This window comes from Streptomyces monashensis (assembly GCF_001866665.1).
In the GTDB taxonomy this organism is placed as follows: domain Bacteria; phylum Actinomycetota; class Actinomycetes; order Streptomycetales; family Streptomycetaceae; genus Streptomyces; species Streptomyces monashensis.
In genome coordinates this window covers 287991-310751 of record NZ_MLYO01000018.1, presented here as the reverse complement: position 1 = coordinate 310751, position 22761 = coordinate 287991, and the positions used below count along the sequence as shown (strand labels likewise).

Below are 22761 nucleotides of genomic sequence, written 5' to 3'. Positions count from 1 at the left end.
CTCGAAACCACGGCCACCACGGTCGTCGCGACGGTCGTCACGGTCCCGGTCGAAGCTGCGCCGCTCGCGGCGCTCGTACGGCGCCGAGGCCGCCGGGCGCTCCTCGCGCTCGGCCCGCTGCTCGGCGGCGGCAGCGGCCTGCGCCTCGGCGACCGCCAGCTCCTCCGCGGCCGTCGCCTGGGCCTCGGCCACCGCGGCCTCCGGATCCTCGCCCCGCTCGCGGGCGACCCGGGCGACCAGCCGGTCGGACTCGTCGCGCAGCTCGGCGGCGCGGCGCTGGGCACGCTCCAGCTGCTTGGTGAGCTGGGCGACCTCGCGCTCGGCCTGCTGCGCGGCGTTGTTCGCGGACTCGGCCTGGACCTCGGTCATGGAGCGGGCGCCGGTGATCTCGGCGACCTCCGGGTCGAAGGCGCCGGCCCCCTGGATGATGTGGCGCGCGGCGTCGACGCCGGCGTCCTCCATCAGCCGGAAGATCTGGCGGCGCTGGTGCGGCAGCGACAGGGAGACGACCGTGCCGGTGCGGCCCGCGCGGGCGGTGCGGCCGGCGCGGTGCAGGTAGTCCTTGTGGTCGCCGGCCGGGTCCACGTTCAGGACCAGGTCGATGCCGTCGACGTGGATGCCGCGGGCGGCGACGTCGGTGGCGACCAGGACGTTGACGTAGCCGTCCTTGAAGTCGGCCAGGGTGCGGGTGCGCGCGCCCTGGGTCATGCCGCCGTGCAGCGCGTCGGCCTTCGCGCCCGCCTCGCGCAGCTGCTCGGCGACGCGGTCGGCGCCCAGCTGGGTGCGGACGAAGATGATCGTGCGGCCCTTGCGGGAGGCGATCGCGGCGGTGACCGGCGCCTTGTCCTTGGGCTTCACGATGAGGATGTGGTGGGACATGGTCGTCACCGCACCCTGGGCCGCGTCCACCTCGTGGGAGACGGGGTTGTTCAGGTAGCGGTCGACGAGGGTCTGGATCTCGTTCTCCATCGTGGCGGAGAAGAGCATGCGCTGGCCGCCGGCCGGGACCTGGTCGAGCAGCTCGGTGACCTCGGGCAGGAAGCCCAGGTCGGACATCTGGTCGGCCTCGTCCAGGACGGCGATCTGGGTGTCCTCGAGGGAGCAGGCGCCGCGGTTGATGATGTCGCGCAGGCGGCCCGGGGTGGCGACGAGGATGTCGACGCCGCGCTCCAGGGCGTAGATCTGGTTGCCCATCGACGTGCCGCCGCAGACGACCTTCATCTTCAGGCCGAGCACGTCGCCGTACGGCTGGAGGGCGTCGGCGACCTGCATGGCCAGCTCGCGGGTCGGGGTGAGGATGACCGCGCGGGGCTTGTGCTTCTGGGTGCGGCCGCCGGCCAGCGTGGCCAGGGTCGGCAGACCGAAGGAGAGGGTCTTGCCGGAGCCGGTGCGACCTCGGCCGAGGATGTCCTTGCCGGCCAGGGCGTCCGGGATGGTCGCGGCCTGGATCGGGAAGGGGGTCGTCACGCCGTTCTGCGCGAGCTTGCGCACGATGCCCTCGGGGAGGCCGAGGTCGGCGAAGGTGGTCTGGGGGGTGGTGTCAGCGGCCTCGTCGGCCTCGGTGATCTCGTTCGTCTCGTCGACGAGTTCGTTCTCGAGCTCGGTGAGCTCGTTCTCGGACACGACAAACTGATCGGTACTGGACACGGACATGCGAATGCGAAACCTTCCGGAGTCTCGTCGGCACGCGCCCGTCAACTCCGTGATTCGCTCACGACCGCCTCAATGCGGTCCGCCACGGCAAGGGAGAGTACGCGCCACACGGCGCGCTCTGTGGTGGCGCCGGGCAAATGGGATCAAACGATCTACCACCATACGCACCCATCACCCCTGAAGGCAAACCGAGCCGTGAAGTCGCAGGTCAGATCCGGTCGCACACCTCACGCCGGCATGCCCGCCGTGGGGGCCGGCTCGCGCTGGGCCAACTGGGCTCCGGTGCCCTCGTGCGCCGAGGAGGACGGCTCGGCCGTCGGGGGCTCGGAGGTGGCCGCGGGCGGGGTGGAGGCCGGGGGCTGAGGTGGTGCGGAGGTGACCGGTGGGGCCGGTGGGGCCTTGGTCGGCGCCGGATTCCCGGGCGCGACCGTCTTCCCGGGCTTGGCGGGCCTGCCGGACGGTGCGGTGGTCGGGGACGCGTCGTCCGCACCGGACGACGGGGTGACCGAGGTGCTGGGCGACTCCCCCGGCTTCGCCCTGTCGCCCTTGCCGTGCTTGCCGTCGGCCGGCCGGCCTCCGTGCCCCTGGCCGCCGACGCCGTCCACCGGACCGCCGTCGGGTGCCGCACCGCCGTGCTGCCCGGCCGAGTGCGAGGGCCGGGCCCGGCCGGCGTCGTCACCCACGTTCACGCAGCCGGCCGCCGCCGCGCTGACGGCCAGCACGGTGACGGCGAGCCGGACGGGTACGTACAAGGGGCGCACGGCGGCCACCTCCGGGGACAAGGGAAAGGAGTCAACCTCACCAACTCCCGCCGCCCGCAAGAGGACACGCGCCGCGCACAGGCGGACCGCCTCAGCCGTAGCCGAGAGCGTGCAGTCGCGCGTCGTCCATCCCGAAGTGGTGGGCGATCTCGTGCACCACGGTCACCTCCGTCTCCGCGACGACGTCCTCGCGGGTCGCGCACATCCTGAGCGTCGGCCCCCGGTAGATCGTGATCCGGTCCGGCAGCACACCCGCGTACCACTCGCCCCGGTCGGTCAGCGGGGTGCCCTCGTACACGCCGAGCAGCTCAGGGTCACCGGCGGGCGGTTCGTCCTCCACGAACACCGCCACGTTGTCCATGAGCCGCGTCAGCTCCGGCGGGATCCGGTCGAGCGCCTCGGCGACCAGCTCCTCGAACTCCTCGCGCGTCATCTCCAGCACACGGTCATTGTCCGGTACGGGAGCTTCGTACGAGAGCGGCGCGGCGCCGCATATCCGCATCCGTACATGGGCATACGGGACCAATGGTCCGCGTCCCCGTCGCAGCCCTCCGCACGTTGACGAACCACGTACGCCCGCGCCCGGCCCGCAGGGGCACCCGCACGCTCCCCGCCCCGCGACCGGCCGCCGGTCCGGGCCGCCCCTGGCTCAGCGCCCTCGGACTCACCGCCGTCGTGCTCTTCGGCGCCTGGCTGGGCCTGCTGGTCGTCGGCAACGTCCGGACCCCGGTCGGCCCGATGAACACGACGATGGCACTGCGCCCCTCACTGAGCGGCGGCACGAAGATCAACATCTCCCCGCTGGGCGCGCTCACCCTGGACAGCCATGTCGCCCCGGTCCGCCTCGACGTCAACGTCGACCAGCTCGACCCGCTGCGCTCCCAGGCCCTGGTCGACCACCCCGAGCGGATCTCCGGCCTCCAGCAGGAGGTCGCCCAGGACGTCGAGCACGGCACGCTGGACCTGGCCGTGCGCTCCTGTGCCGCCGTGGTCGCCGGGGCCACCGCCCTCGGCCTCGCCGTCTACCGCCGCCCGCGCCGGGCGCTCGCGGCCGGCGGACTGGCCCTGGCGCTGCTCGCCGCCTCGGGCGCGTCGGCGTACGCCACCTGGAACCCGAGGTCGGTGCTGGAGCCGAAGTACTCGGGCCTGCTGTCCTCGGCGCCGTCCGTGGTCGGCAACGCGCGCAACATCGTCAGCGAGTTCGACGTCTACCAGAAGGAACTGGCCCGTCTGGTGACGAACGTGACGAAGCTCTACGACGTCACCTCCACGCTCCCGGCCTACCAGCCGGACCCCTCCACCATCCGGGTCCTGCACGTGTCGGACATCCACCTCAACCCCGCGAGCTGGAAGATCATCGCCTCGCTGGTGGAGCAGTACGACGTGAACGTGATCGTCGACTCCGGCGACACGATGGACCACGGCATCGCGGCCGAGAACGGCTTCCTGGACCCGATCAGGGACCTGGGCGTGCCGTACGTCTGGGTGCGCGGCAACCACGACTCGCGGATCACCCAGCGCTATCTGGAGCGCATGAAGAACGTGCACGTCCTGGACGACGGGCACGCGCAGACGGTCGCGGGACTGCGTTTCGCGGGCATCGGCGATCCGCAGTTCACCCCGGACCGCGCGGTGGTGCCCGGCGGCGACGCGGCCGAGCAGCTGGCCGGCGACCGGCTGGCCGGCGCCCTGCACGACGAGAAGGCCCGGCACACCCCGGTCGACGTCGCCGTGGCCCACGAACCGGCGGCGGCCCGCGAGACGGACGGCGAGGTGCCGCTGGTGCTGTGCGGCCATCTGCACCACGAGGGGGACGAGATCCTGCCCTACGGCACCCGGCTGCGGATGGAGGGTTCCACGGGCGGCAGCGGGCTGCGCGCGGTGGAGGGCAGGTACCCGGCGCCGATCGAGGCCTCGATCCTCTACTTCGACCGGGGCAGCCGCCGTCTGCAGGCCTGGGACGCGATCAGGCTGGGCGGGCTGGGTGAGACGACGGCCGAGGTCAGCCGCCATCTGGCCACCCCCGTCAAGCCCGGCCCCGCCCCCTCCTCCTCCGGCACCCCCGCCTCCTCCGCCCCCTCGCCGTAAACCGTTTTGGCGATACCCCTCGCCATCCCATATGCTTCTCACGTCCCCGACGCGCTGAGAAGCGCCCAGGCGGGCCGATAGCCCTCATCGTCTAGCGGCCTAGGACGCCGCCCTTTCAAGGCGGTAGCACGGGTTCGAATCCCGTTGGGGGCACGCAAGATCGTGTGCGACACTGTTGCACGCACAAGCTTGGTCCTGTGGAGCAGTTTGGAGTGCTCGCCACCCTGTCAAGGTGGAGGCCGCGGGTTCAAATCCCGTCAGGACCGCTGGTGTTTCACGTGAAACACCGTGGCTGGGTAGCTCAGTTGGTACGAGCGATCGCCTGAAAAGCGATAGGTCGCCGGTTCGACCCCGGCCCCAGCCACAACCGGAAGGCCCCGTTCATCGAACGGGGCCTTCGTCGTATCGGAAGCCGTTGCATCGGAAGCCGCAGGGGGACGAGGAAATGAGCCAGGACCAGGTCGCTGCCATAGCGGCGGACGCCCAGGTGGAGAAGACCCGGGCGCGGTACGGACTGTTCGCCATCATCGCCAGCAACATCGCGATCGTCGTGGTCGCGATCGTGGGGGTGTGGCGGCTGCACGGGGACAAGTCGATGGTCGTCGGCATCCTGACCGCCGCGTTCACCGCGGTGAGCAGCATGACGACGGCGTATCTGGGGATCAAGGCGATCTCCAATACGGCGAAGTCGCTCGCCCAGCAGCTCCAGCAGGTCCAGCAGGTCCAGCCCGGCTCCAAGGCATCGACCTCCGCGACATCGACTCCGGCCCCGGCCCCCGTGTCGACACCCGCACAGCCCGTCGTCTAGACGGCGCCGTGAAATCATTCGCGTGAATTTCCGCCGGGGTGAGATCCTGGACCGCGTATGTCTACGCATCCCGCCCCCGCCCTCGGCACCCTCGCCCCCCGTCTGACCGAGCTGTCGCTGCGTGACGCGCACCGGCTCGCGCGGCGGCTCGAGGGCGCGCGCAAGATCCGTAAGCCGGAGGCCCGCGCCGCCGTCCTCGCCGAGATCGAGGCGGAGGTCGACAAGGCCGAGGCCCGGATCGGTGAACGGCGTGCCCGGGTGCCCGCCGTCACCTACCCCGAGCAGCTGCCCGTCAGCCAGAAGAAGGACGAGATCGCGGACGCCATCCGCGCTCACCAGGTCGTCATCGTCGCCGGTGAGACGGGGTCCGGCAAGACCACGCAGATCCCGAAGATCTGCATGGAGCTGGGCCGAGGCGTGCGCGGCATGATCGGGCACACCCAGCCCCGCCGTATCGCCGCCCGGACCGTCGCCGAACGCGTGGCGGAGGAGCTGCGCACACCCCTCGGCGAGGCCGTCGGCTGGAAGGTCCGCTTCACCGACCAGGTGAGCCCGGACGCCACCTTCGTCAAGCTGATGACGGACGGCATCCTGCTCGCCGAGATCCAGACCGACCGCGAGCTGCGCGCCTACGACACGATCATCATCGACGAGGCCCACGAGCGGTCCCTCAACATCGACTTCCTGCTCGGGTACCTGGCCCAGCTGCTGCCGAAGCGGCCGGACCTGAAGGTCGTCATCACCTCCGCCACCATCGACCCCGAGCGCTTCTCACGGCACTTCGGCGACGCGCCGATCGTCGAGGTCAGCGGGCGGACGTACCCGGTCGAGGTGCGCTACCGGCCGCTGCTGGAGGACGATTCCGAGGACGCCGACCGGGACCAGATCACCGCCATCTGCGACGCGGTCGAGGAACTCCAGGGCGAGGGCCGGGGCGACATCCTCGTCTTCCTCTCCGGCGAGCGCGAGATCCGGGACACGGCGGACGCGCTGGAGAAGAAGAGGTACAGATTCACGGAGATCCTGCCGCTGTACGCCCGGCTGTCGCACGCCGAGCAGCACCGGGTCTTCCAGCCGCACACGGGGCGCAGGATCGTTCTCGCGACCAACGTCGCCGAGACCTCGCTGACCGTCCCCGGCATCAAGTACGTCATCGACCCCGGCTTCGCCCGGATCAGCCGCTACAGCCACCGCACCAAGGTCCAGCGGCTGCCCATCGAGCCGGTCTCGCAGGCCAGCGCCAACCAGCGCAAGGGCCGCTGCGGCCGTACGAGCGACGGCATCTGCATCCGCCTGTACTCCGAGGACGACTTCCTCGCCCGGCCGGAGTTCACGGACGCCGAGATCCTGCGCACGAACCTGGCCTCCGTCATCCTCCAGATGACCGCCGCGGGCCTCGGCGACATCGAGAAGTTCCCCTTCATCGACCCGCCGGACCACCGCAACATCCGCGACGGCGTGCAACTGCTCCAGGAGCTGCACGCGCTGGACCCGGCCCAGAAGGACCCGCGCAAGCGGCTCACCGACACCGGGCGCAAGCTGGCCCAGCTGCCGGTCGACCCGCGCCTGGCCCGCATGGTCCTGGAAGCGGACAAGAACGGCTGTGTCCGCGAGGTCATGGTCATCGCCGCCGCGCTGTCGATCCAGGACCCGCGCGAGCGCCCGGCCGACAAGCAGGCCCAGGCCGACCAGCAGCACGCCCGCTTCAAGGACGAGACCAGCGACTTCCTCGCCTATCTGAACCTGTGGCGGTACGTCCGCGAGCAGCAGAAGGAACGCGGCTCCAGCTCCTTCCGCCGCATGTGCAAGCAGGAGTACCTGAACTTCCTGCGCATCCGCGAGTGGCAGGACATCTACACCCAGCTGCGGACCGTGGCCAAGCAGATGGGCATCCATCTGAACGAGGACGACGCCCCGGGCGACCGCGTCCACGTCTCCCTCCTCGCCGGCCTGCTCTCCCACGTCGGGATGAAGGACGTGAAGGACGGCAGCAAGAACGAGTACCTGGGCGCCCGCAGCGCCAAGTTCGCGATCTTCCCGGGCTCGTCGCTGTTCAGGAAGCAGCCGAAGTTCATGATGTCGGCGGAGCTGGTGGAGACGTCCCGGCTCTGGGCCCGGGTCAACGCGAAGATCGAGCCCGAGTGGGTCGAGCCGCTCGCGGAGCACCTGCTGAAGCGGACGTACAGCGAACCGCACTGGGAGAAGGACCAGGCGGCCGTGATGGCGTACGAGAAGGTCACGCTGTACGGCGTCCCGATCGTCGCCCAGCGCAAGGTGAACTACGGCCGGATCGATCCGGAGACGAGTCGCGAGCTGTTCATCCGCAACGCGCTCGTGGAGGGCGACTGGCGCACGCACCACAAGTTCTTCGCCGACAACCGCAGGCTCCTCGGCGAGGTCGCGGAGCTGGAGAACCGGGCGCGGCGCCGGGACATCGTGGTCGACGACGACACTCTCTTCGACTTCTACGACCAGCGCGTCCCCGAACACGTCGTGTCGGGCGCCCACTTCGACTCCTGGTGGAAGCACAAGCGGCACGAGCAGCCGGAGTTCCTGGACTTCGAGCGGGAGATGCTCATCCGGGAGTCGGCGGAGGCGGTCACGAAGGCCGACTATCCGGACTCCTGGCGGCAGGGACAGCTGAAGTTCCGGGTGACGTACCAGTTCGAGCCGGGCGCGGACGCCGACGGCGTCACGGTCCACGTCCCGCTCCAGGTGCTCAACCAGGTCACCGACGAGGGCTTCGACTGGCAGATCCCCGGCCTGCGCGAGGAGGTCGTGACGGAGCTGATCCGCTCCCTGCCGAAGCCGGTCCGCCGCAACTACGTGCCCGCCCCGAACTACGCGAAGGCGTTCCTGGACCGGGCCGTGCCCTTGCAGGAGCCGCTGACCGTGACGATGGCGCGCGAGCTGAAGCGCATGGTGGGCGTCCCCTTCGAGGCGGAGGACTTCGACTGGTCGAAGGTCCCCGACCACTTGAAGATCACTTTCCGGATCGTCGACGAGCGGCGCCGCAAGATCGCCGAGGACAAGGACCTGGAGACGCTCCGGCTCCAGCTGAAGCCGAAGGCGCGCAAGGCCCTGTCGCAGGCGGCCGCGGCGACGGCGTCCCGCGAGGGCGGGGAGTCCCTGGAGCGCAAGGGGCTGACCGACTGGACGATCGGCGCGCTGACCCGGGTCTTCGAGACCCGCCGGGCCGGGCAGCCGGTGAAGGCCTACCCCGCGCTGGTGGACGACGGCGACACGGTGTCCGTACGGCTCTTCGACACGGAGGCCGAGCAGGCGGAGGCCATGTGGAAGGGCACCCGGCGCCTGATCCTGCGGAACATCCCGGTGAACCCGGCGAAGTTCGCCTCGGAGAAGCTGACGAACGCCCAGAAGCTCGCCCTGTCGGCGAACCCGCACGGCTCCGTCCAGGCCCTCTTCGACGACTGCGCGACGGCCGCGGCGGACAAGCTGATCGCGGACTTCGGCGGTCCGGTGTGGGACGAGCCGTCGTACCGGAAGCTGTACGACAAGGTCCGCGCGGAGATCGTGGACACGACGGTCCGTACGGTCGCGCAGGTGCAGCAGGTCCTCGCGGCCTGGCAGGCCGCCGAGCGCCGGCTGAAGGCCGTACGGAGCCCGGCGCTGCTGGCGAACCTGACGGACGTCCGGGCACAGCTGGACGCCCTCGTGAAGCCGGGCTTCGTGACCTGGGCCGGCATACGCCGCCTGCCCGACCTGATGCGCTACCTGGTGGCCGTGGACCGGCGGCTGCAGCAGATGCCGACGGGCGTCCAGCGGGACACCACGCGCATGGAGAAGGTCCAGGAGATGCAGGACGAGTACGCCTGGCTGCTGGAACAGCTCCCGAAGGGCCGCCCCGTCCCGCAGGCCGTCCTGGACATCCGCTGGATGCTGGAGGAGCTGAGGGTCAGCTATTTCGCCCACGCGCTCGGCACCGCGTACCCCATCTCCGACAAGCGGATCGTGAAGGCGATCGACGCGGCCGTGGCGTAGTCGCACGTGTACAGGGGGTGAGTTCGACCAGGCGGCCCCACCTCCTGTACAGTCTCATCTCGCAGCGCAACGCACTGAACAAAGCGCCGCGAAACCTGGTCCTGTGGAGCAGTTTGGAGTGCTCGCCACCCTGTCAAGGTGGAGGCCGCGGGTTCAAATCCCGTCAGGACCGCATCGAAGAAGGGCCCCCGAGAGGGGGCCCTTCTTCTGTTGCGGCGCCGCTGTCCGTTCCGTTCGTTCCCTTGACGGCGTCACATTCCCTCGGTACCCAGAAGACAGGGCCCGCTTTCCCACTGCGGCCCCCGGAGGTGGGTATGGGGCCATCGGCCAGGCATGAAACGCGGGCGCTGCTGAGGGCGCATCTGGCGGCCGCCTCGCCCTACCGGCACCTCACCCGCCACTGTCCCGTCTGTCACCACCTCCTGCGGCTGGCGATGGACGCCGGCCCGCGGGGGCAGGAGGCCGGGGACGAGGACGTCGCCGACGAGGGCGTCGACGGCGTCGAGGATCCCCGGCCCGCGTGACCGACGCCGACCCCAACACCCCACTGTGCGTGGGACGCTGGAGCATGACGTTCCATTAGCGCACACATGCCATCGGCAACAACTGCCCGGGCGTGTGACGGGAGTCACCGCATGAGTTTTCAAAAGGGCGGTACTTACCCCTGGCCTACAACAGGTCAATTTAATATGTGCAATTGCACCCGCCCCAGAGGTCGCGCACAGCGGTACCGACAGCCCTCCCCAGAGTCCGACAAGGCCGCGCACAGGAGGGCCTCGTAGCTCCGACCAGCGCACAAAAAAGATCGCGCTGGACCCGGCGGAGTCCAGCGCGATCTACGACGCACCCTGTGGCGCTGCCAACAACGGTCTGTTCGGCTTGGGCGTGGGGTCTGTTGGGGCAGATCCCGCGTCGCTTGGAGCTACTGTTCCGGGCGCCCCGGCACGTTGGGGGACGTGCCGTTCTGCCCGGTTATGCAGTTGTTCAGGCCTCGCTGCGCTGCTGCGGGATGCCCGCGAGCAGAGCGCGGACCTCGGCCTCGCGGTAGCGGCGGTGCCCGCCGAGCGTACGGATCGAAGTGAGCTTGCCGGCCTTCGCCCACCGCGTGACCGTCTTGGGGTCGACACGGAACATGGTGGCGACCTCAGCCGGGGTCAGCAGCGGCTCGGCATCAGGGGTGCGAGCGGTCATGAGCGGCCTCCTCGGGAGAACCGAACCTTCTCGGTTCTTTCCTCTAAATTCTGCACCTTGACCCGCGTTGCCCGAAATGGTGGACGCGGGTCGAGTCGGTTATAGGACGAACGGCTTGTCCTCGGCACTACAACTACACCATCCGTCCAGCCGCGTCGGCCAAACCGATGGAATTGCCCTCCCAGGTGTTCATCAGCGACGGAAGCCGATGGACCATGCCATAGCGGACAGTCACGCCACTGTGACGATCAGTCACAGGGCGATCAGGAGGCACCAGACCCCCCAAAGCGTGCAATGCGGAGAATCCACCCATAATGGAGCACAGTTGGGCGGATGGAGCCCTCCCCGGGCTCCTTGTCCTATTTTGGCATGAGGAGGGGCAAGAGGCGCAAGGGCCCTGTACGTGCGGTCCATCACGCTTCAACCATCCTTGACACAAACGCCCGGATCGGGACCAACGTCCCGTCAGCTGGTCAAGTTCGGTAGACCGTATGCCGTTCGAGGCCGTCGTGGAGCGTGACGTGCGTCACCCGACCGGCTTCTCAGTTCGCGGAGCGCCGGTCCCGTACCGACCGCCAGCGCTCCACGAGCCGCGCGTACGCCTCGCCGGCCGCCGCACCGTCGCCCCGGCGCAGCGCCTCGATGCCGTCGGCGACGTCCGCCGCCGAGTGATCGCCCTCCAGCTCGCCGGCCGGCAGGACGTGCACGAGGCCGCCGTAGTCCAGCTCCACCAGCGAGCGCGGGTGGAACTCCTCCAGCCAGCGGCCGACGTCCAGCAGGCCGTCGATCAGCGGGCCCTCCTCGACGGTGTCCTTCAGCGTGCGCAGGGCCCGCGCCACCCGGCGCCGGGACTGCACCATCGGCGTGCGGTAGCGCAGCAGCGGGGGCACCTCGGCGGTGCCCTTCTCGTAGCGCCGCTCCTCGTCGGAGACCAGCACGAACCAGTTCAGCGGCACCTGCCAGGTCGCCGTGCGGATCCACGGCCGGGCGTCGGGGTTGCGGGCGAGCCAGCGCTCGTAGTCCTGGGCGGCCTGGTGGCGCACCAGGGGCGGCAGCGCCGCGTCCAGCACCGGCGCGGGCAGTTCCTCCGCCAGCTCGCCGAGCGCCTGCCAGCCGCGCAGCCGGGTGCGCCAGGGGCACACGCAGACCACGCCGTCGACCTCCAGCACGAACGCGTCGCTGCTCTCGTGCACCGGCACCGCGACCGGCGGGGTGGGCAGCAAGTCGGCGAGGGAGCGCCGCAGTTCGTCCTGGTACGAGGGGCGGTCGGGGCGGCGGGCGTAGCGGGCCCAGTGGCCGCGCTCCGGCTCCGGGAAGGCGCCCAGCGGCTCGTACACGCGCAGGTACGCGGCATAGGGGACGACCACGGAGGACACCTTCGGCACGCCTGCTCCCTCCCCACCGGGCCCCGCTCGAAACCACTGCAAATCGTCCCACGGACATGCGTGCACGAGCGGCACGCGAGAGTGATCCTGAACACTGCACGGATGGTGGTTCCACCGAGGCTCTACGCTCAGGGCACGGCGCCCCGCCACCCGTACGGGGTCCGTCCCCACTCGCCGCTATGTACACAGGAGTCACCACAGTGACCGACGTAACCGGCGCGTCTGCTGATGTCCTCCACACCCTGTTCCACTCGGACCAGGGCGGCCATGAGCAGGTCGTGCTCTGCCAGGACCGCGCCAGCGGCCTCAAGGCCGTGATCGCCATCCACTCCACCGCCCTGGGCCCGGCCCTCGGCGGAACGCGCTTCTACCCGTACGCCACCGAGGCCGAGGCCATCGCCGACGCCCTCAACCTCGCGCGCGGCATGTCGTACAAGAACGCCATGGCCGGCCTCGACCACGGCGGCGGCAAGGCCGTGATCATCGGCGACCCGGAGCGCGACAAGACCGAGGAGCTGCTCCTCGCCTACGGCCGCATGGTCGCCTCGCTCGGCGGGCGCTACGTCACCGCGTGCGACGTCGGCACGTACGTCGCCGACATGGACGTCGTGGCCCGCGAGTGCGCCTGGACCACCGGCCGCTCCCCCGAGAACGGCGGCGCCGGCGACTCCTCCGTGCTCACCGCCTTCGGCGTCTACCAGGGCATGCGCGCCTCCGCCCAGCACCTGTGGGGCGACCCCTCGTTGCGCGGCCGCACGGTCGGCATCGCCGGCGTCGGCAAGGTCGGCCACCACCTGGTCCAGCACCTGCGGAACGAGGGCGCCGAGGTCGTGATCACGGACGTGCGCGCGGACGCCGTCCAGCGGATCCTCGACCAGTACCCCGAGGGCGTGTCGGCCGTCGCGGACACCGAGGAGCTGATCCGCGTGGCGGAGCTGGACATCTACGCCCCCTGCGCACTCGGCGGCGCCCTGAACGACGCCTCCGTCCCGGTGCTCACCGCCACGGTGGTGTGCGGCGCGGCCAACAACCAGCTCGCGCACCCGGGGGTGGAGAAGGACCTCGCGGACCGCGGGATCCTCTACGCCCCGGACTACGTGGTGAACGCCGGCGGGGTCATCCAGGTGGCCGACGAGCTGCACGGGTTCGACTTCGACCGGTGCAAGGCGAAGGCGTCGAAGATCTTCGACACCACGCTGGCCATATTCACACGTGCGAAGGACGATGGCATCCCGCCGGCCGCCGCGGCCGACCGGATCGCCGAGCAGCGGATGGCCGAGGCCCGCGCGGGACACGTCGCACACTGACTCGTTCGCACAGATGAGCGGTACCCGTCGGCGGGAACTTCGAGAGAACTCTCACTTCCCCCGGCGGGTCGTTCCCCGATAAGTGGTTAAAATCGCCACTGACCAGCGAGGACAGGGCGCCTCGAAGGTCCTGTGCACACGCGCGTGGTGCGGGCGACGTACCGTATGGGCGCGGGCTCAGGTACCGTGGAAGCCCTACGGACCGGCCTCTCTACTGAGAGTCCGTTCCAGATCATGAACGCGTGTCAGACTCTGGGGCCGTTGAGCCCCTGTCACCGAGGGGGTCGAGCCATGGGGCGCGGCCGGGCCAAGGCCAAGCAGACAAAGGTCGCCCGCCAGCTGAAGTACAACAGCGGTGGGACTGACCTGTCACGTCTGGCCAGTGAACTGGGCGCATCGACTTCGAGCCAGCCGCCGAACGGCGAGCCGTTCGAGGACGATGAGAACGACGAGGACGATCTCTACTCTCGTTACGCGGACCTCTATGAGGACGACGACGAGGAAGAGGACGACAACGATCCTCACCAACAGCACCGTCGCGGCGCTTGACCTTGCAGTGACCAGTCCGGTCGGTGGCAGAGCCACCGACCGGTTTCTGTGCTGTCCGCAGGACCGGTCGGCGGCGTCCTCAGACTGAGTACGTCCCGACCAGCTCCGCGCCGGTCGCCTTCTCGCCACGCTCGGTGATCTCGCCGGCCACCCAGGCGTCGACCCCGCGGTCGGCCAGGGTCGCGAGGGCCACCTCGGCGGACTCCTGCGGGACGATCGCCATCATGCCGACGCCCATGTTGAGGGTCTTCTCCAGCTCCAGGCGCTCGACGCTGCCGGTGCGCCCGACGAGGTCGAAGATCGCGCCCGGGGTCCAGGTGGCGCGGTCGACCGTGGCGTGCAGGTGGTCCGGGATCACACGGGCCAGGTTGGCCGCGAGACCGCCGCCGGTGATGTGCGAGAACGCGTGCACCTCAGTGATGCGCAGGAGCGCCAGGCAGTCCAGCGAGTAGATCTTCGTGGGCTCCAGCAGCTCCTCGCCGAGAGTGCGGCCGAGCTCGGCGACCTCCGCCTCCAGGGCGAGACCGGCGCGGTCCAGCAGAACATGGCGGACCAGGGAGTACCCGTTCGAGTGAAGCCCGGAAGACGCCATGGCGATCACCGCGTCACCCGTACGGATGCGATCCGCGCCGAGCAGCCGGTCGGCCTCCACGACGCCCGTACCGGCACCGGCGACGTCGAAGTCGTCCTCGCCCAGCAGCCCCGGGTGCTCGGCCGTCTCGCCGCCCACCAGGGCGCACCCGGCGAGCACGCAGCCCTCCGCGATGCCCTTCACGATGGCCGCGACGCGTTCGGGGTGGACCTTGCCGACGCAGATGTAGTCCGTCATGAACAGCGGCTCGGCGCCGCACACCACGATGTCGTCCATGACCATGGCGACCAGGTCGTGGCCGATGGTGTCGTAGACGCCCAGCCGGCGCGCGATGTCGACCTTCGTGCCGACGCCGTCCGTGGCGGAGGCGAGCAGGGGGCGCTCGTAGCGCTTGAGGGCGGAGGCGTCGAAGAGGCCGGCGAAGCCGCCGAGGCCGCCGAGGACCTCGGGGCGCTGCGTCTTCTTCACCCACTCCTTCATCAGCTCGACGGCGCGGTCGCCCGCCTCGATGTCGACACCGGCAGCCGCGTAGGAAGCACCGGACTGGCTCTCAGACATTGCCTGGGATCTTTCGGGTTGATGACGGGGCTGATGACGGGCTTACGGGCGACGGATCGCGTCGGCCGCGGCCGTGGCGGCGGGCCCGGCGGCCAGCTCGGTCTCCAGGAGCTGCTTGCCGAGCAGCTCGGGGTCCGGCAGCTCCATCGGGTACTCGCCGTCGAAGCAGGCGCGGCACAGGTTCGGCTTGGCGATGGTGGTCGCCTCGATCATGCCGTCGATGGAGATGTACGCGAGCGAGTCGGCGCCGAGGCTGGTGCCGATCTCCTCGATGGTCATCCCGTTGGCGATCAGCTCCGCGCGCGTGGCGAAGTCGATGCCGAAGAAGCACGGCCACTTCACGGGCGGCGAGGAGATCCGGATGTGGACCTCGGCGGCGCCGGCCTCGCGGAGCATGCGGACCAGGGCGCGCTGGGTGTTGCCGCGCACGATCGAGTCGTCGACGACGACCAGGCGCTTGCCCTTGATGACTTCCTTCAGCGGGTTCAGCTTCAGGCGGATGCCCAGCTGGCGGATGGTCTGCGAGGGCTGGATGAAGGTCCGGCCGACGTAGGCGTTCTTCACCAGGCCGTTACCGAAGGGGATGCCGGAGGCCTCCGCGTAGCCGACGGCGGCCGGGGTGCCGGACTCCGGGGTCGCTATGACGAGGTCGGCCTCGACGGGCGCTTCCTTGGCGAGCCGGCGGCCCATCTCCACGCGGGAGAGGTACACGTTCCGGCCGGCGATGTCCGTGTCCGGGCGGGCCAGGTACACGTACTCGAAGACACAGCCCTTGGGCTTTGCTTCCGCGAATCGTGAGGCGCGCAGACCGTTCTCGTCGATGGCGACGAACTCGCCCGGCTCGATCTCCCGCACGAAGCTCGCGCCGGTGATGTCGAGCGCGGCGGTCTCGGAGGCGACCACCCAGCCGCGCTCCAGCCGGCCGAGGACCAGCGGACGGATGCCCTGCGGGTCACGGGCGGCGTAGAGGGTGCCCTCGTCCATGAAGACGAGGGAGAAGGCACCGCGCACCTTCGGGAGCACCGCGTGCGCGGCCTCCTCGATGGTCAGCGGCTTGCCGTCCTCGTCGACCTGGGCGGCGAGCAGCGCCGTCAGCAGGTCGGTGTCGTTGGTGGCCGCGACCCGGGTGGAACGGCTGTTGTTGTCGTTCGGCAGGGCGGCGACCATCTCGGCGAGCTGCGCCGTGTTGACCAGGTTGCCGTTGTGGCCGAGCGCGATCGAGCCGTGCGCGGTGGCGCGGAACGTCGGCTGGGCGTTCTCCCACACGGACGCGCCGGTGGTCGAGTAGCGGGCGTGTCCGACCGCGATATGACCTTGGAGCGAACCGAGAGAGGTTTCGTCGAAGACCTGGGAGACGAGGCCCATGTCCTTGAAGACGAGGATCTGGGAGCCGTTGCTTACCGCGATTCCCGCGGATTCCTGACCCCGGTGCTGGAGGGCGTAGAGCCCGAAGTACGTGAGCTTTGCGACCTCTTCGCCCGGAGCCCAGACACCGAAGACGCCGCAAGCGTCCTGGGGGCCCTTCTCGCCGGGAAGCAGATCGTGATTGAGTCGACCGTCACCACGTGGCACGGCACCGAGTGTAGGCGAGGTCGACCACTGGTCCGAATTGGGGATACGCGGCCGTAACGGGTCACAGTGCGTCCATCACCTTGTCGGTTTTCTGATTTACGCAGGTCAGCAAGGGGGCGTCGGCCGCGTTTGCCGTATGCGCGAGTGAGGTGTCGCACATCATCCGAGGGCGTGACGGCTGAGGCGGATGAGGTCGCCGTTGCCGTCGGTGAGCGTGAGGCTCCCGGCGTCGGCCCGGGCGACGAGCGTACCGGTGGTGAGCGCGCCGGCCAGGGCACGCTCGAACTCCATGCGGTCCGGGGTGCAGGCCATCCGGGTCGTGCGCAGGCCGCCGAGGGTGATCCGGTCGCCCCGCACGGTGGCCCGGGCGCTGAACCGGTTGCAGCCGAGGTTGCCGGCCGCCCGGCCGTCCGCGTCGATGCGCAGGCGGGCGGTGGCGGGCGCGGACCGGGTCCTGCCACCGACGGTGAGGGAGTCGACCCGCCAGTCGACACCGGTGACCGCCTGCCGGGAGCCGGGCTGCTGAGACTGCCGGGAGCTCGGCTGCCGAGAACTCGGCTGCTGAGAACTCGGCTGCTGAGGGCCCGGCCGCTGGGAACTCACCGCACCACTGTCCGCCTTCCCGGCGCCGCAGGCCACCGTGAGCGGGACGAGTGCGGCGGCGGCCGTCAGAATCATGCGCTGCTTGTACCGGTTCATGGCGATTCGACGCCGGACCGGTCGCGCCGGTTCCGCTACGACATCAGCGGCAGCAGATCCCCGATGTCCGCCCGCTCCCCGCTCGCGCTCACCGCGGCCTCCGCCAGGGCGTCCCGCCAGCCCACGCGGCCGGTGGCGAGGCGGATCCAGGTCAGCGGGTCGGTCTCCACCACGTTCGGCGGGGTGCCGCGGGTGTGCCGCGGCCCCTCGACGCACTGCACGACGGCGTACGGCGGCACGCGTACCTCGGTGGAGCCGCCGGGCGCCTTCGCGGCCAGGGCGTCGGCGAGCAGCCGGGTCGCGGCGGCCAGGGCCTGGCGGTCGTACGGCACGTCCAGGCCGGGCACGGCGGCGTTGAGGTCGTCGGTGTGGACGACGAGTTCGACGGCACGGGTGACGAGGTAGTCGTCCAGGGGCAGCGCGCCCGCGTTGGTCAGGAGCAGCCGGCTGCCCGGGTGCGCGGCGAGCAGCGTGCGCAGGGACGCGTCGACGTCGGTGAGGTAGGCGTCGAGGTCGGGGTGTTCGGCGGCGAGGCCGCGGGTGTACGCGTCGATGGCGGAGGCGCTGGCCGCGGTGGCGAACGGCCACCGCACGACCGTCACGTCCTGCCGGGGCGGTGCCGGGTGGTCGAGGGCGCGGTGCACGGCGGTGACCGCCATGCCGATGTGCGCGATCAGGTCCCGTACGGTCCACCCGTCGAGCCGGGTGGGCAGGGCGAGCCGACCGGGGTCGAGACCGCGAACCGCCTCCCGCACGTGTCCGAGCTGGCCGAGGACGGCGGCGCGGGTCCTGGCGGAGTCGTAGGAGCGGGCGCGCTTCGTGGCGGGGGGCATGGCGGTGAGCCTATGCCGTACCCGCCCACGATTCATTCACAATGTTTCTAGAGCGGTTTTCTAGAATCACATTTCAGGCAGCTCTAGGCTGGCCGCCATGACACCACGCTTCGGAACCACGCCCCGGTTAGCCCGTCGGTCCGTGCTGAAGGCCGGACTGGGCATGGGCGTCGCCCTGTCCGGCACGGGACTCGTCGCCGCCGCTCCCGCCACGGCCGCTGCCGCCGGGCAGAACGGCACCCCCCCTGTGCGACAACCCCGGCGACTCGGCGAGCGGGCAGGGACTCGGCTCCGGTGACCTCTGCATCCCGTACCACCGGGAACACGACAACACCTGGGGCTACGTCTTCGGCGACTCGTGGCGCGGCATCCAGCAGACCGGCGAGTACATCGGCTCCCCGGTGATGCTGAACCAGGACCGCTTCGACGCCTCCGGCGCCGCCCCGATCTCCTTCACCTGGGCCATGCCGGCCGGCGGCCGCGCGGGCCAGCTCTTCGACTACCACCACCGCGCGGACAACGGGTACGGCTTCGAGATCAGCCGGATCCCCAACGACGTCATCGAGTTCGGCGGCCGCACCTACCTCCAGTACACGTCGGTCCACACCTGGGGCGCCCCGGGCGACCCGCAGTGGGTGGACGGCCACGACGGCTCACTGCTGTCGGGGGTCGCCTACTCCGACGACTACGGCGTGACCTGGACCGACTACGACTACCACTGGGACGGCGACCACCGCGGCATCAACCAGAACATGTACGGCATGTGGTCGTTCGCGGGCATCGACCCCGACGGCTGGCTGTACATCTACTCCAAGCGCTGGAACGGCACGCACCGGAACTCGGCCGACGGCGGGGCGATCCAGCTGTTCCGGATCCGGCCGGACGACTTCCGCGCCGGCCGTTTCGGGGCACAGCAGAACTGGGCCTACGTGAACGGCTCCTGGACGTGGACCGACTCCTCGACCCCGCCCTCGGTGATCCTCTCCGGCAACAACACCGGTGAGTTCTCGGTCAAGCGGATCGGCGACACGTACTGCATGAGCTACTTCGACGTGACCCTGGGCGCGATCTTCACCCGCAACGCGCCCCGTCCGGACGCCCCGTGGAGCGTGCCGGTCCCGCGGATCACCGGCCTGCAGGTGCCGAACCTCTACGGCGGCTACATCCATCCCGGCAGCGCGAGCGCGAACTCGCTGACGCTGATCGTGTCGCAGTGGAACGGCACGTGGCAGGCCCCGCCCTACTGGGTACGGCAGTTCGACGGCATCCCCGCGTGAGCATCCCCGCGTGAGCGAGCGCGCCTGAGCACGCCCGTCCGGGCCCGGCCACAGGGGAGCCGGACCCGGACGGGCGACGCGAGGCCTACGCCAGCAGCGCCGGAACGGTCTCCTCGTGGGCCTTCCGCAGCTCCGCCAGCGAGAGCGTGAACTCGCCCTGGATCTCCACTCCTTCGCCGTCCACGACACCGATGCGGGTGGCCGGCAGACCCCGGGCGCCGCACATGTCGTTGAAGCGGACCTCCTCCGAGCGCGGTACGGCCACGACGGCGCGGCCGGCCGACTCGGAGAACAGGAAGGTGAAGGCGTCCAGGCCGTCGGGCACGACCAGCCGCGCGCCCTTGCCGCCCAGCAGCGCGGACTCGACCACGGCCTGGACCAGACCGCCGTCGGACAGGTCGTGCGCGGAGTCGATCATGCCGTCGCGGGAGGCGGAGATCAGGATCTCGCCCAGCAGCCGCTCACGCTCCAGGTCGACCTTCGGGGGCAGACCGCCGAGGTGGTCGTGGACCACCTGGGACCAGGCCGAGCCGCCGAACTCCTCGCGGGTGTCGCCGAGGAGGTAGATCAGCTGGCCCTCCTCCTGGAAGGCGACCGGGGTGCGGCGGGCCACGTCGTCGATCACGCCGAGGACGGCGACGACCGGGGTCGGGTGGATGGCCGCCTCGCCCGTCTGGTTGTAGAGCGAGACGTTGCCGCCGGTCACGGGCGTGCCGAGCTGCAGGCAGCCGTCCGCCAGACCGCGCACGGCCTCCGCGAACTGCCACATGACCGCCGGGTCCTCGGGCGAGCCGAAGTTCAGGCAGTCGGAGACGGCCAGCGGCCTGGCACCCGTGGTGGCGACGTTGCGGTACGCCTCGGCCAGCGCCAGCTGCGCGCCCGTGTACGGGTCGAGCTTGGCGTAGCGGCCGTTGCCGTCGGTGGCGATCGCGACACCGAGGCCGCTCTCCTCGTCCACCCGGATCATGCCCGAGTCCTCGGGCTGGGCCAGCACCGTGTTGCCCTGCACGAAGTGGTCGTACTGCTGGGTGATCCACTTCTTGGAGGCCTGGTTCGGGGACGCGACCAGCTTCAGGACCTGGTCCTTCAGCTCGTCCGACGTGGCGGGCCGGGGCAGCTTGTTCGCGTCGTCGGCCTGGAGGGCGTCCTGCCAGTCCGGGCGGGCGTACGGGCGCTCGTAGACCGGGCCGTCGTGCGCGACCGTGCGCGGGTCGACGTCCACGATCTTGCCGCCGTGCCAGAAGATCTCCAGCCGGTCGCCGTCGGTCACCTCACCGATGACGGTGGCGATGACGTCCCACTTCTCGCAGATCTCCAGGAAGCGGTCGACCTTCTCCGGCTCGACCACCGCGCACATGCGTTCCTGCGACTCGCTCATGAGGATCTCCTCGGGCGAGAGCGTCGAGTCGCGCAGCGGTACGTCGTCCAGGGTGACGGTCATGCCGCCGGAGCCGTTGGAGGCCAGCTCGGACGTGGCGCAGGACAGGCCCGCCGCGCCGAGGTCCTGGATGCCGACGACCAGCTTCTCGCGGAAGGCCTCCAGGGTGCACTCGATGAGGAGCTTCTCCTGGAAGGGGTCGCCGACCTGGACGGCGGGACGCTTCGACGGCTTGGCGTCGTCGAAGGTCTCCGAGGCCAGGATCGAGGCGCCGCCGATGCCGTCGCCGCCGGTCCGGGCGCCGTAGAGGATGACCTTGTTGCCCGCGCCGGAGGCCTTCGCGAGGTGGATGTCCTCGTGCCGCATCACGCCGATGGCACCGGCGTTGACCAGCGGGTTGCCCTGGTAGCAGGCGTCGAAGACGACCTCGCCGCCGATGTTGGGCAGGCCCAGGCAGTTGCCGTAGCCGCCGATGCCGGCGACGACGCCCGGCAGGACGCGCTTGGTGTCGGGATGGTCGGCGGCGCCGAAGCGCAGCGGGTCCACGACCGCGACCGGGCGGGCGCCCATCGCGATGATGTCGCGGACGATGCCGCCGACGCCCGTGGCCGCGCCCTGGTAGGGCTCGACGTAGGAGGGGTGGTTGTGCGACTCGACTTTGAAGGTGACCGCGTAGCCCTGGCCGACGTCCACCACACCGGCGTTCTCGCCGATGCCGACGAGAAGGGCGTCCGACTGCGGGGCCTTCTCACCGAACTGGCGCAGGTGGACCTTGGAGGACTTGTACGAGCAGTGCTCGGACCACATGACCGAGTACATGGCGAGCTCGGCACCGGTCGGGCGGCGGCCGAGGATCTCCACGACCCGCTCGTACTCGTCCTTCTTCAGGCCGAGTTCGGCCCAGGGCAGCTCGACGTCGGGGGTCGCGGCCGCGTGCTCGACCGTGTCCAGAGGCGTCCGGCTCATGCGTTGACCAGCTTCTTGAGGATCGAGGTGAAGAAGGGGAGGCCGTCGGTGCGGCCGGTGCCGACGAGCGGCTCGACGGCGTGCTCCGGGTGCGGCATCAGACCCACGACGTTGCCGGCCTCGTTGGTGATGCCGGCGATGTCCCGCAGCGAGCCGTTGGGATTGAGGTCGAGGTAGCGGAAGACGACCCGGCCCTCCGCCTCCAGCTTGTCGAGCGTGTACTCGTCGGCGACGTACCGGCCGTCCATGTTCTTCAGCGGGATGTGGATCTCCTGGCCCGCGCGGTAGTCGCTGGTCCAGGCGGTCTCCGCGTTCTCCACCCGCAGCTTCTGGTCGCGGCAGATGAAGTGGAGGTGGTCGTTGCCGAGCATCGCGCCCGGGAGGAGGTGGGCCTCGGTGAGGACCTGGAAGCCGTTGCAGATACCGAGGACCGGCAGGCCGGCCTTGGCCTGTTCGATGACGGACTCCATCACCGGCGAGAACCGGGAGATGGCACCGGCCCGCAGATAGTCGCCGTAGGAGAAGCCGCCGGGCAGCACCACGGCGTCGACCTGGTGCAGGTCCTTGTCCTTGTGCCACAGGGCGACCGGTTCGGCGCCCGCGAGGCGGATGGCGCGCTGGGTGTCCCGGTCGTCGAGGCTGCCCGGGAAAGTGACGACGCCAATACGAGCGGTCACTTCGCCGCCTCCGCGACTTCCGCGGCCTCTTCCACCCTGACGGTGAAGTCCTCGATCACGGTGTTGGCGAGGAAGGATTCCGCAAGATCGTGGATGCGGGCGAGCGCGGCCTCGTCGACCGGCCCGTCAACTTCCAGTTCGAAACGCTTTCCCTGACGTACGTCCGAGATCCCTTCGAAACCCAGGCGCGGCAGCGCACGCTGGACCGCCTGGCCCTGGGGGTCGAGGATCTCCGGCTTGAGCATGACGTCGACGACGACGCGTGCCACTGGCACTCCCGGTGTGTGGTGCTGAGCAGGTTCCTTCAGACTACCCGCACAAAATTTCTACGCGAGTAGAGTTGGAGGAAAGTACGTGAGGCGCATCACGATCGGGTGTCGAAGCCGTGCGGTCGCGAAAAGTTCTGGGAAAGTTCCACAGTCCGCCCGGTCCGCCTATTGCACTGGGACACGCAGACGGATTTAG

Annotated in this window: 19 protein-coding genes and 4 tRNA genes; 11 read left to right on the top strand and 12 right to left on the bottom strand. The window is 70.1% G+C overall.

Annotated elements, in window-relative coordinates:
* From BIV23_RS11600 to BIV23_RS11590, 3 genes are all read right to left on the bottom strand, one after another.
* The coding region (locus BIV23_RS11600) for a DEAD/DEAH box helicase (protein WP_071380688.1) at positions 1 to 1653 on the bottom strand (1653 nt) is incomplete at its 3' end.
* A 227-nt stretch (positions 1654 to 1880) separates the two neighbouring features.
* Positions 1881 to 2414, bottom strand: coding sequence for a hypothetical protein (locus BIV23_RS11595; RefSeq protein WP_071380718.1), 534 nt, complete (start codon positions 2412 to 2414; stop codon positions 1881 to 1883).
* 91 nt (positions 2415 to 2505) lie between these two features.
* The gene (locus tag BIV23_RS11590; protein WP_071380687.1) at positions 2506 to 2856 is read right to left on the bottom strand and encodes a metallopeptidase family protein; all 351 of its coding nucleotides are present in this window, start codon (positions 2854 to 2856) and stop codon (positions 2506 to 2508) included.
* An 83-nt stretch (positions 2857 to 2939) separates the two neighbouring features.
* Between BIV23_RS11590 and BIV23_RS11585 the strand changes: the two genes are divergently transcribed.
* The 8 genes from BIV23_RS11585 (at position 2940) to BIV23_RS11550 (ending at position 9836) form a co-directional block, all read left to right on the top strand.
* A complete protein-coding gene (locus tag BIV23_RS11585) occupies positions 2940 to 4502 on the top strand; it encodes a metallophosphoesterase family protein (protein WP_071380686.1) in 1563 nt (520 codons plus the stop codon).
* 80 nt (positions 4503 to 4582) lie between these two features.
* A tRNA-Glu gene (locus BIV23_RS11580) sits at positions 4583 to 4655 on the top strand.
* Between the two features lie 38 nt (positions 4656 to 4693).
* Positions 4694 to 4768, top strand: a tRNA-Asp gene (locus tag BIV23_RS11575).
* 24 nt (positions 4769 to 4792) lie between these two features.
* Positions 4793 to 4866 (top strand) — tRNA-Phe (locus tag BIV23_RS11570).
* A gap of 81 nt (positions 4867 to 4947) precedes the next feature.
* Positions 4948 to 5310: a hypothetical protein gene (locus BIV23_RS11565; RefSeq protein WP_071380685.1), complete on the top strand. Its 363-nt coding sequence runs from the start codon at positions 4948 to 4950 to the stop codon at positions 5308 to 5310.
* A 57-nt stretch (positions 5311 to 5367) separates the two neighbouring features.
* On the top strand, positions 5368 to 9312 hold the full coding sequence (gene hrpA / locus BIV23_RS11560; protein ID WP_071380684.1) for an ATP-dependent RNA helicase HrpA: 3945 nt from the start codon (positions 5368 to 5370) through the stop codon (positions 9310 to 9312).
* Between the two features lie 97 nt (positions 9313 to 9409).
* Positions 9410 to 9484 (top strand) — tRNA-Asp (locus tag BIV23_RS11555).
* A 142-nt stretch (positions 9485 to 9626) separates the two neighbouring features.
* Positions 9627 to 9836: a DUF6274 family protein gene (locus BIV23_RS11550; protein ID WP_071380683.1), complete on the top strand. Its 210-nt coding sequence runs from the start codon at positions 9627 to 9629 to the stop codon at positions 9834 to 9836.
* A gap of 460 nt (positions 9837 to 10296) precedes the next feature.
* Here the strand turns inward: BIV23_RS11550 and bldC are convergent, their stop codons facing one another.
* Together bldC and BIV23_RS11540 are read right to left on the bottom strand one after the other, a co-directional pair.
* Positions 10297 to 10503: a developmental transcriptional regulator BldC gene (gene bldC, locus BIV23_RS11545; RefSeq protein WP_003949541.1), complete on the bottom strand. Its 207-nt coding sequence runs from the start codon at positions 10501 to 10503 to the stop codon at positions 10297 to 10299.
* A gap of 542 nt (positions 10504 to 11045) precedes the next feature.
* Positions 11046 to 11888: a DUF8083 family protein gene (locus BIV23_RS11540; protein WP_071380682.1), complete on the bottom strand. Its 843-nt coding sequence runs from the start codon at positions 11886 to 11888 to the stop codon at positions 11046 to 11048.
* Positions 11889 to 12088: 200 nt separating this feature from the next.
* Between BIV23_RS11540 and BIV23_RS11535 the strand changes: the two genes are divergently transcribed.
* Positions 12089 to 13195 carry a Leu/Phe/Val dehydrogenase gene (locus BIV23_RS11535; protein ID WP_071380681.1) on the top strand — a complete coding sequence of 369 codons (1107 nt, stop codon included), beginning with the start codon at positions 12089 to 12091 and terminating at the stop codon, positions 13193 to 13195.
* Between the two features lie 291 nt (positions 13196 to 13486).
* Entirely contained in the window at positions 13487 to 13744 is a 258-nt protein-coding gene (locus BIV23_RS11530; RefSeq protein WP_071380680.1) for a DUF3073 domain-containing protein, read from the top strand.
* Positions 13745 to 13823: 79 nt separating this feature from the next.
* Here BIV23_RS11530 and purM read toward each other — a convergent pair whose 3' ends face one another.
* The 4 genes from purM to BIV23_RS11510 all read right to left on the bottom strand — a co-directional run bounded on the left by purM (position 13824) and on the right by BIV23_RS11510 (position 17998).
* Positions 13824 to 14894, bottom strand: coding sequence for a phosphoribosylformylglycinamidine cyclo-ligase (purM, locus tag BIV23_RS11525; RefSeq protein ID WP_071380679.1), 1071 nt, complete (start codon positions 14892 to 14894; stop codon positions 13824 to 13826).
* Positions 14895 to 14936: 42 nt separating this feature from the next.
* The gene (gene purF / locus BIV23_RS11520) at positions 14937 to 16466 is read right to left on the bottom strand and encodes an amidophosphoribosyltransferase (RefSeq protein ID WP_071380678.1); all 1530 of its coding nucleotides are present in this window, start codon (positions 16464 to 16466) and stop codon (positions 14937 to 14939) included.
* A 159-nt stretch (positions 16467 to 16625) separates the two neighbouring features.
* Positions 16626 to 17144 carry an META domain-containing protein gene (locus BIV23_RS11515; RefSeq protein ID WP_245790486.1) on the bottom strand — a complete coding sequence of 173 codons (519 nt, stop codon included), beginning with the start codon at positions 17142 to 17144 and terminating at the stop codon, positions 16626 to 16628.
* Between the two features lie 56 nt (positions 17145 to 17200).
* Positions 17201 to 17998: a maleylpyruvate isomerase family mycothiol-dependent enzyme gene (locus tag BIV23_RS11510; RefSeq protein ID WP_071380676.1), complete on the bottom strand. Its 798-nt coding sequence runs from the start codon at positions 17996 to 17998 to the stop codon at positions 17201 to 17203.
* A gap of 218 nt (positions 17999 to 18216) precedes the next feature.
* Here BIV23_RS11510 and BIV23_RS11505 point away from each other — a divergent pair, with 218 nt between their 5' ends.
* On the top strand, positions 18217 to 19275 hold the full coding sequence (locus BIV23_RS11505) for a glycoside hydrolase family 183 protein (protein WP_342746361.1): 1059 nt from the start codon (positions 18217 to 18219) through the stop codon (positions 19273 to 19275).
* A gap of 85 nt (positions 19276 to 19360) precedes the next feature.
* Here BIV23_RS11505 and purL read toward each other — a convergent pair whose 3' ends face one another.
* Genes purL through purS form a run of 3 tightly spaced genes read right to left on the bottom strand, consistent with a single transcriptional unit; the run spans position 19361 to position 22565 of the window.
* Positions 19361 to 21619 carry a phosphoribosylformylglycinamidine synthase subunit PurL gene (gene purL, locus BIV23_RS11500; protein ID WP_071380675.1) on the bottom strand — a complete coding sequence of 753 codons (2259 nt, stop codon included), beginning with the start codon at positions 21617 to 21619 and terminating at the stop codon, positions 19361 to 19363.
* Positions 21616 to 22296, bottom strand: coding sequence for a phosphoribosylformylglycinamidine synthase subunit PurQ (gene purQ / locus BIV23_RS11495; RefSeq protein ID WP_071380674.1), 681 nt, complete (start codon positions 22294 to 22296; stop codon positions 21616 to 21618). The genes purL and purQ overlap by 4 nt, the downstream gene beginning before the upstream one ends.
* Entirely contained in the window at positions 22293 to 22565 is a 273-nt protein-coding gene (purS, locus tag BIV23_RS11490) for a phosphoribosylformylglycinamidine synthase subunit PurS (RefSeq protein WP_071380673.1), read from the bottom strand. Before purS ends, purQ begins: the two co-directional genes overlap by 4 nt.
* Positions 22566 to 22761 lie beyond the last annotated feature (196 nt).

What these genes read in the sequence shown, in the direction of transcription:
- BIV23_RS11585 (WP_071380686.1), top strand. Translation starts at nt 2,940, where the DNA reads ATGGTCCGCGTCCCCGTCGCAGCCCTCCGCACGTTGACGAACCACGTA.
- BIV23_RS11565 (WP_071380685.1), top strand. Translation starts at nt 4,948, where the DNA reads ATGAGCCAGGACCAGGTCGCTGCCATAGCGGCGGACGCCCAGGTGGAG.
- hrpA (WP_071380684.1), top strand. Translation starts at nt 5,368, where the DNA reads ATGTCTACGCATCCCGCCCCCGCCCTCGGCACCCTCGCCCCCCGTCTG.
- BIV23_RS11550 (WP_071380683.1), top strand. Translation starts at nt 9,627, where the DNA reads ATGGGGCCATCGGCCAGGCATGAAACGCGGGCGCTGCTGAGGGCGCAT.
- bldC (WP_003949541.1), bottom strand. Translation starts at nt 10,503, where the DNA reads ATGACCGCTCGCACCCCTGATGCCGAGCCGCTGCTGACCCCGGCTGAG.
- BIV23_RS11530 (WP_071380680.1), top strand. Translation starts at nt 13,487, where the DNA reads ATGGGGCGCGGCCGGGCCAAGGCCAAGCAGACAAAGGTCGCCCGCCAG.
- purM (WP_071380679.1), bottom strand. Translation starts at nt 14,894, where the DNA reads ATGTCTGAGAGCCAGTCCGGTGCTTCCTACGCGGCTGCCGGTGTCGAC.
- BIV23_RS11515 (WP_245790486.1), bottom strand. Translation starts at nt 17,144, where the DNA reads ATGATTCTGACGGCCGCCGCCGCACTCGTCCCGCTCACGGTGGCCTGC.
- BIV23_RS11510 (WP_071380676.1), bottom strand. Translation starts at nt 17,998, where the DNA reads ATGCCCCCCGCCACGAAGCGCGCCCGCTCCTACGACTCCGCCAGGACC.
- purL (WP_071380675.1), bottom strand. Translation starts at nt 21,619, where the DNA reads ATGAGCCGGACGCCTCTGGACACGGTCGAGCACGCGGCCGCGACCCCC.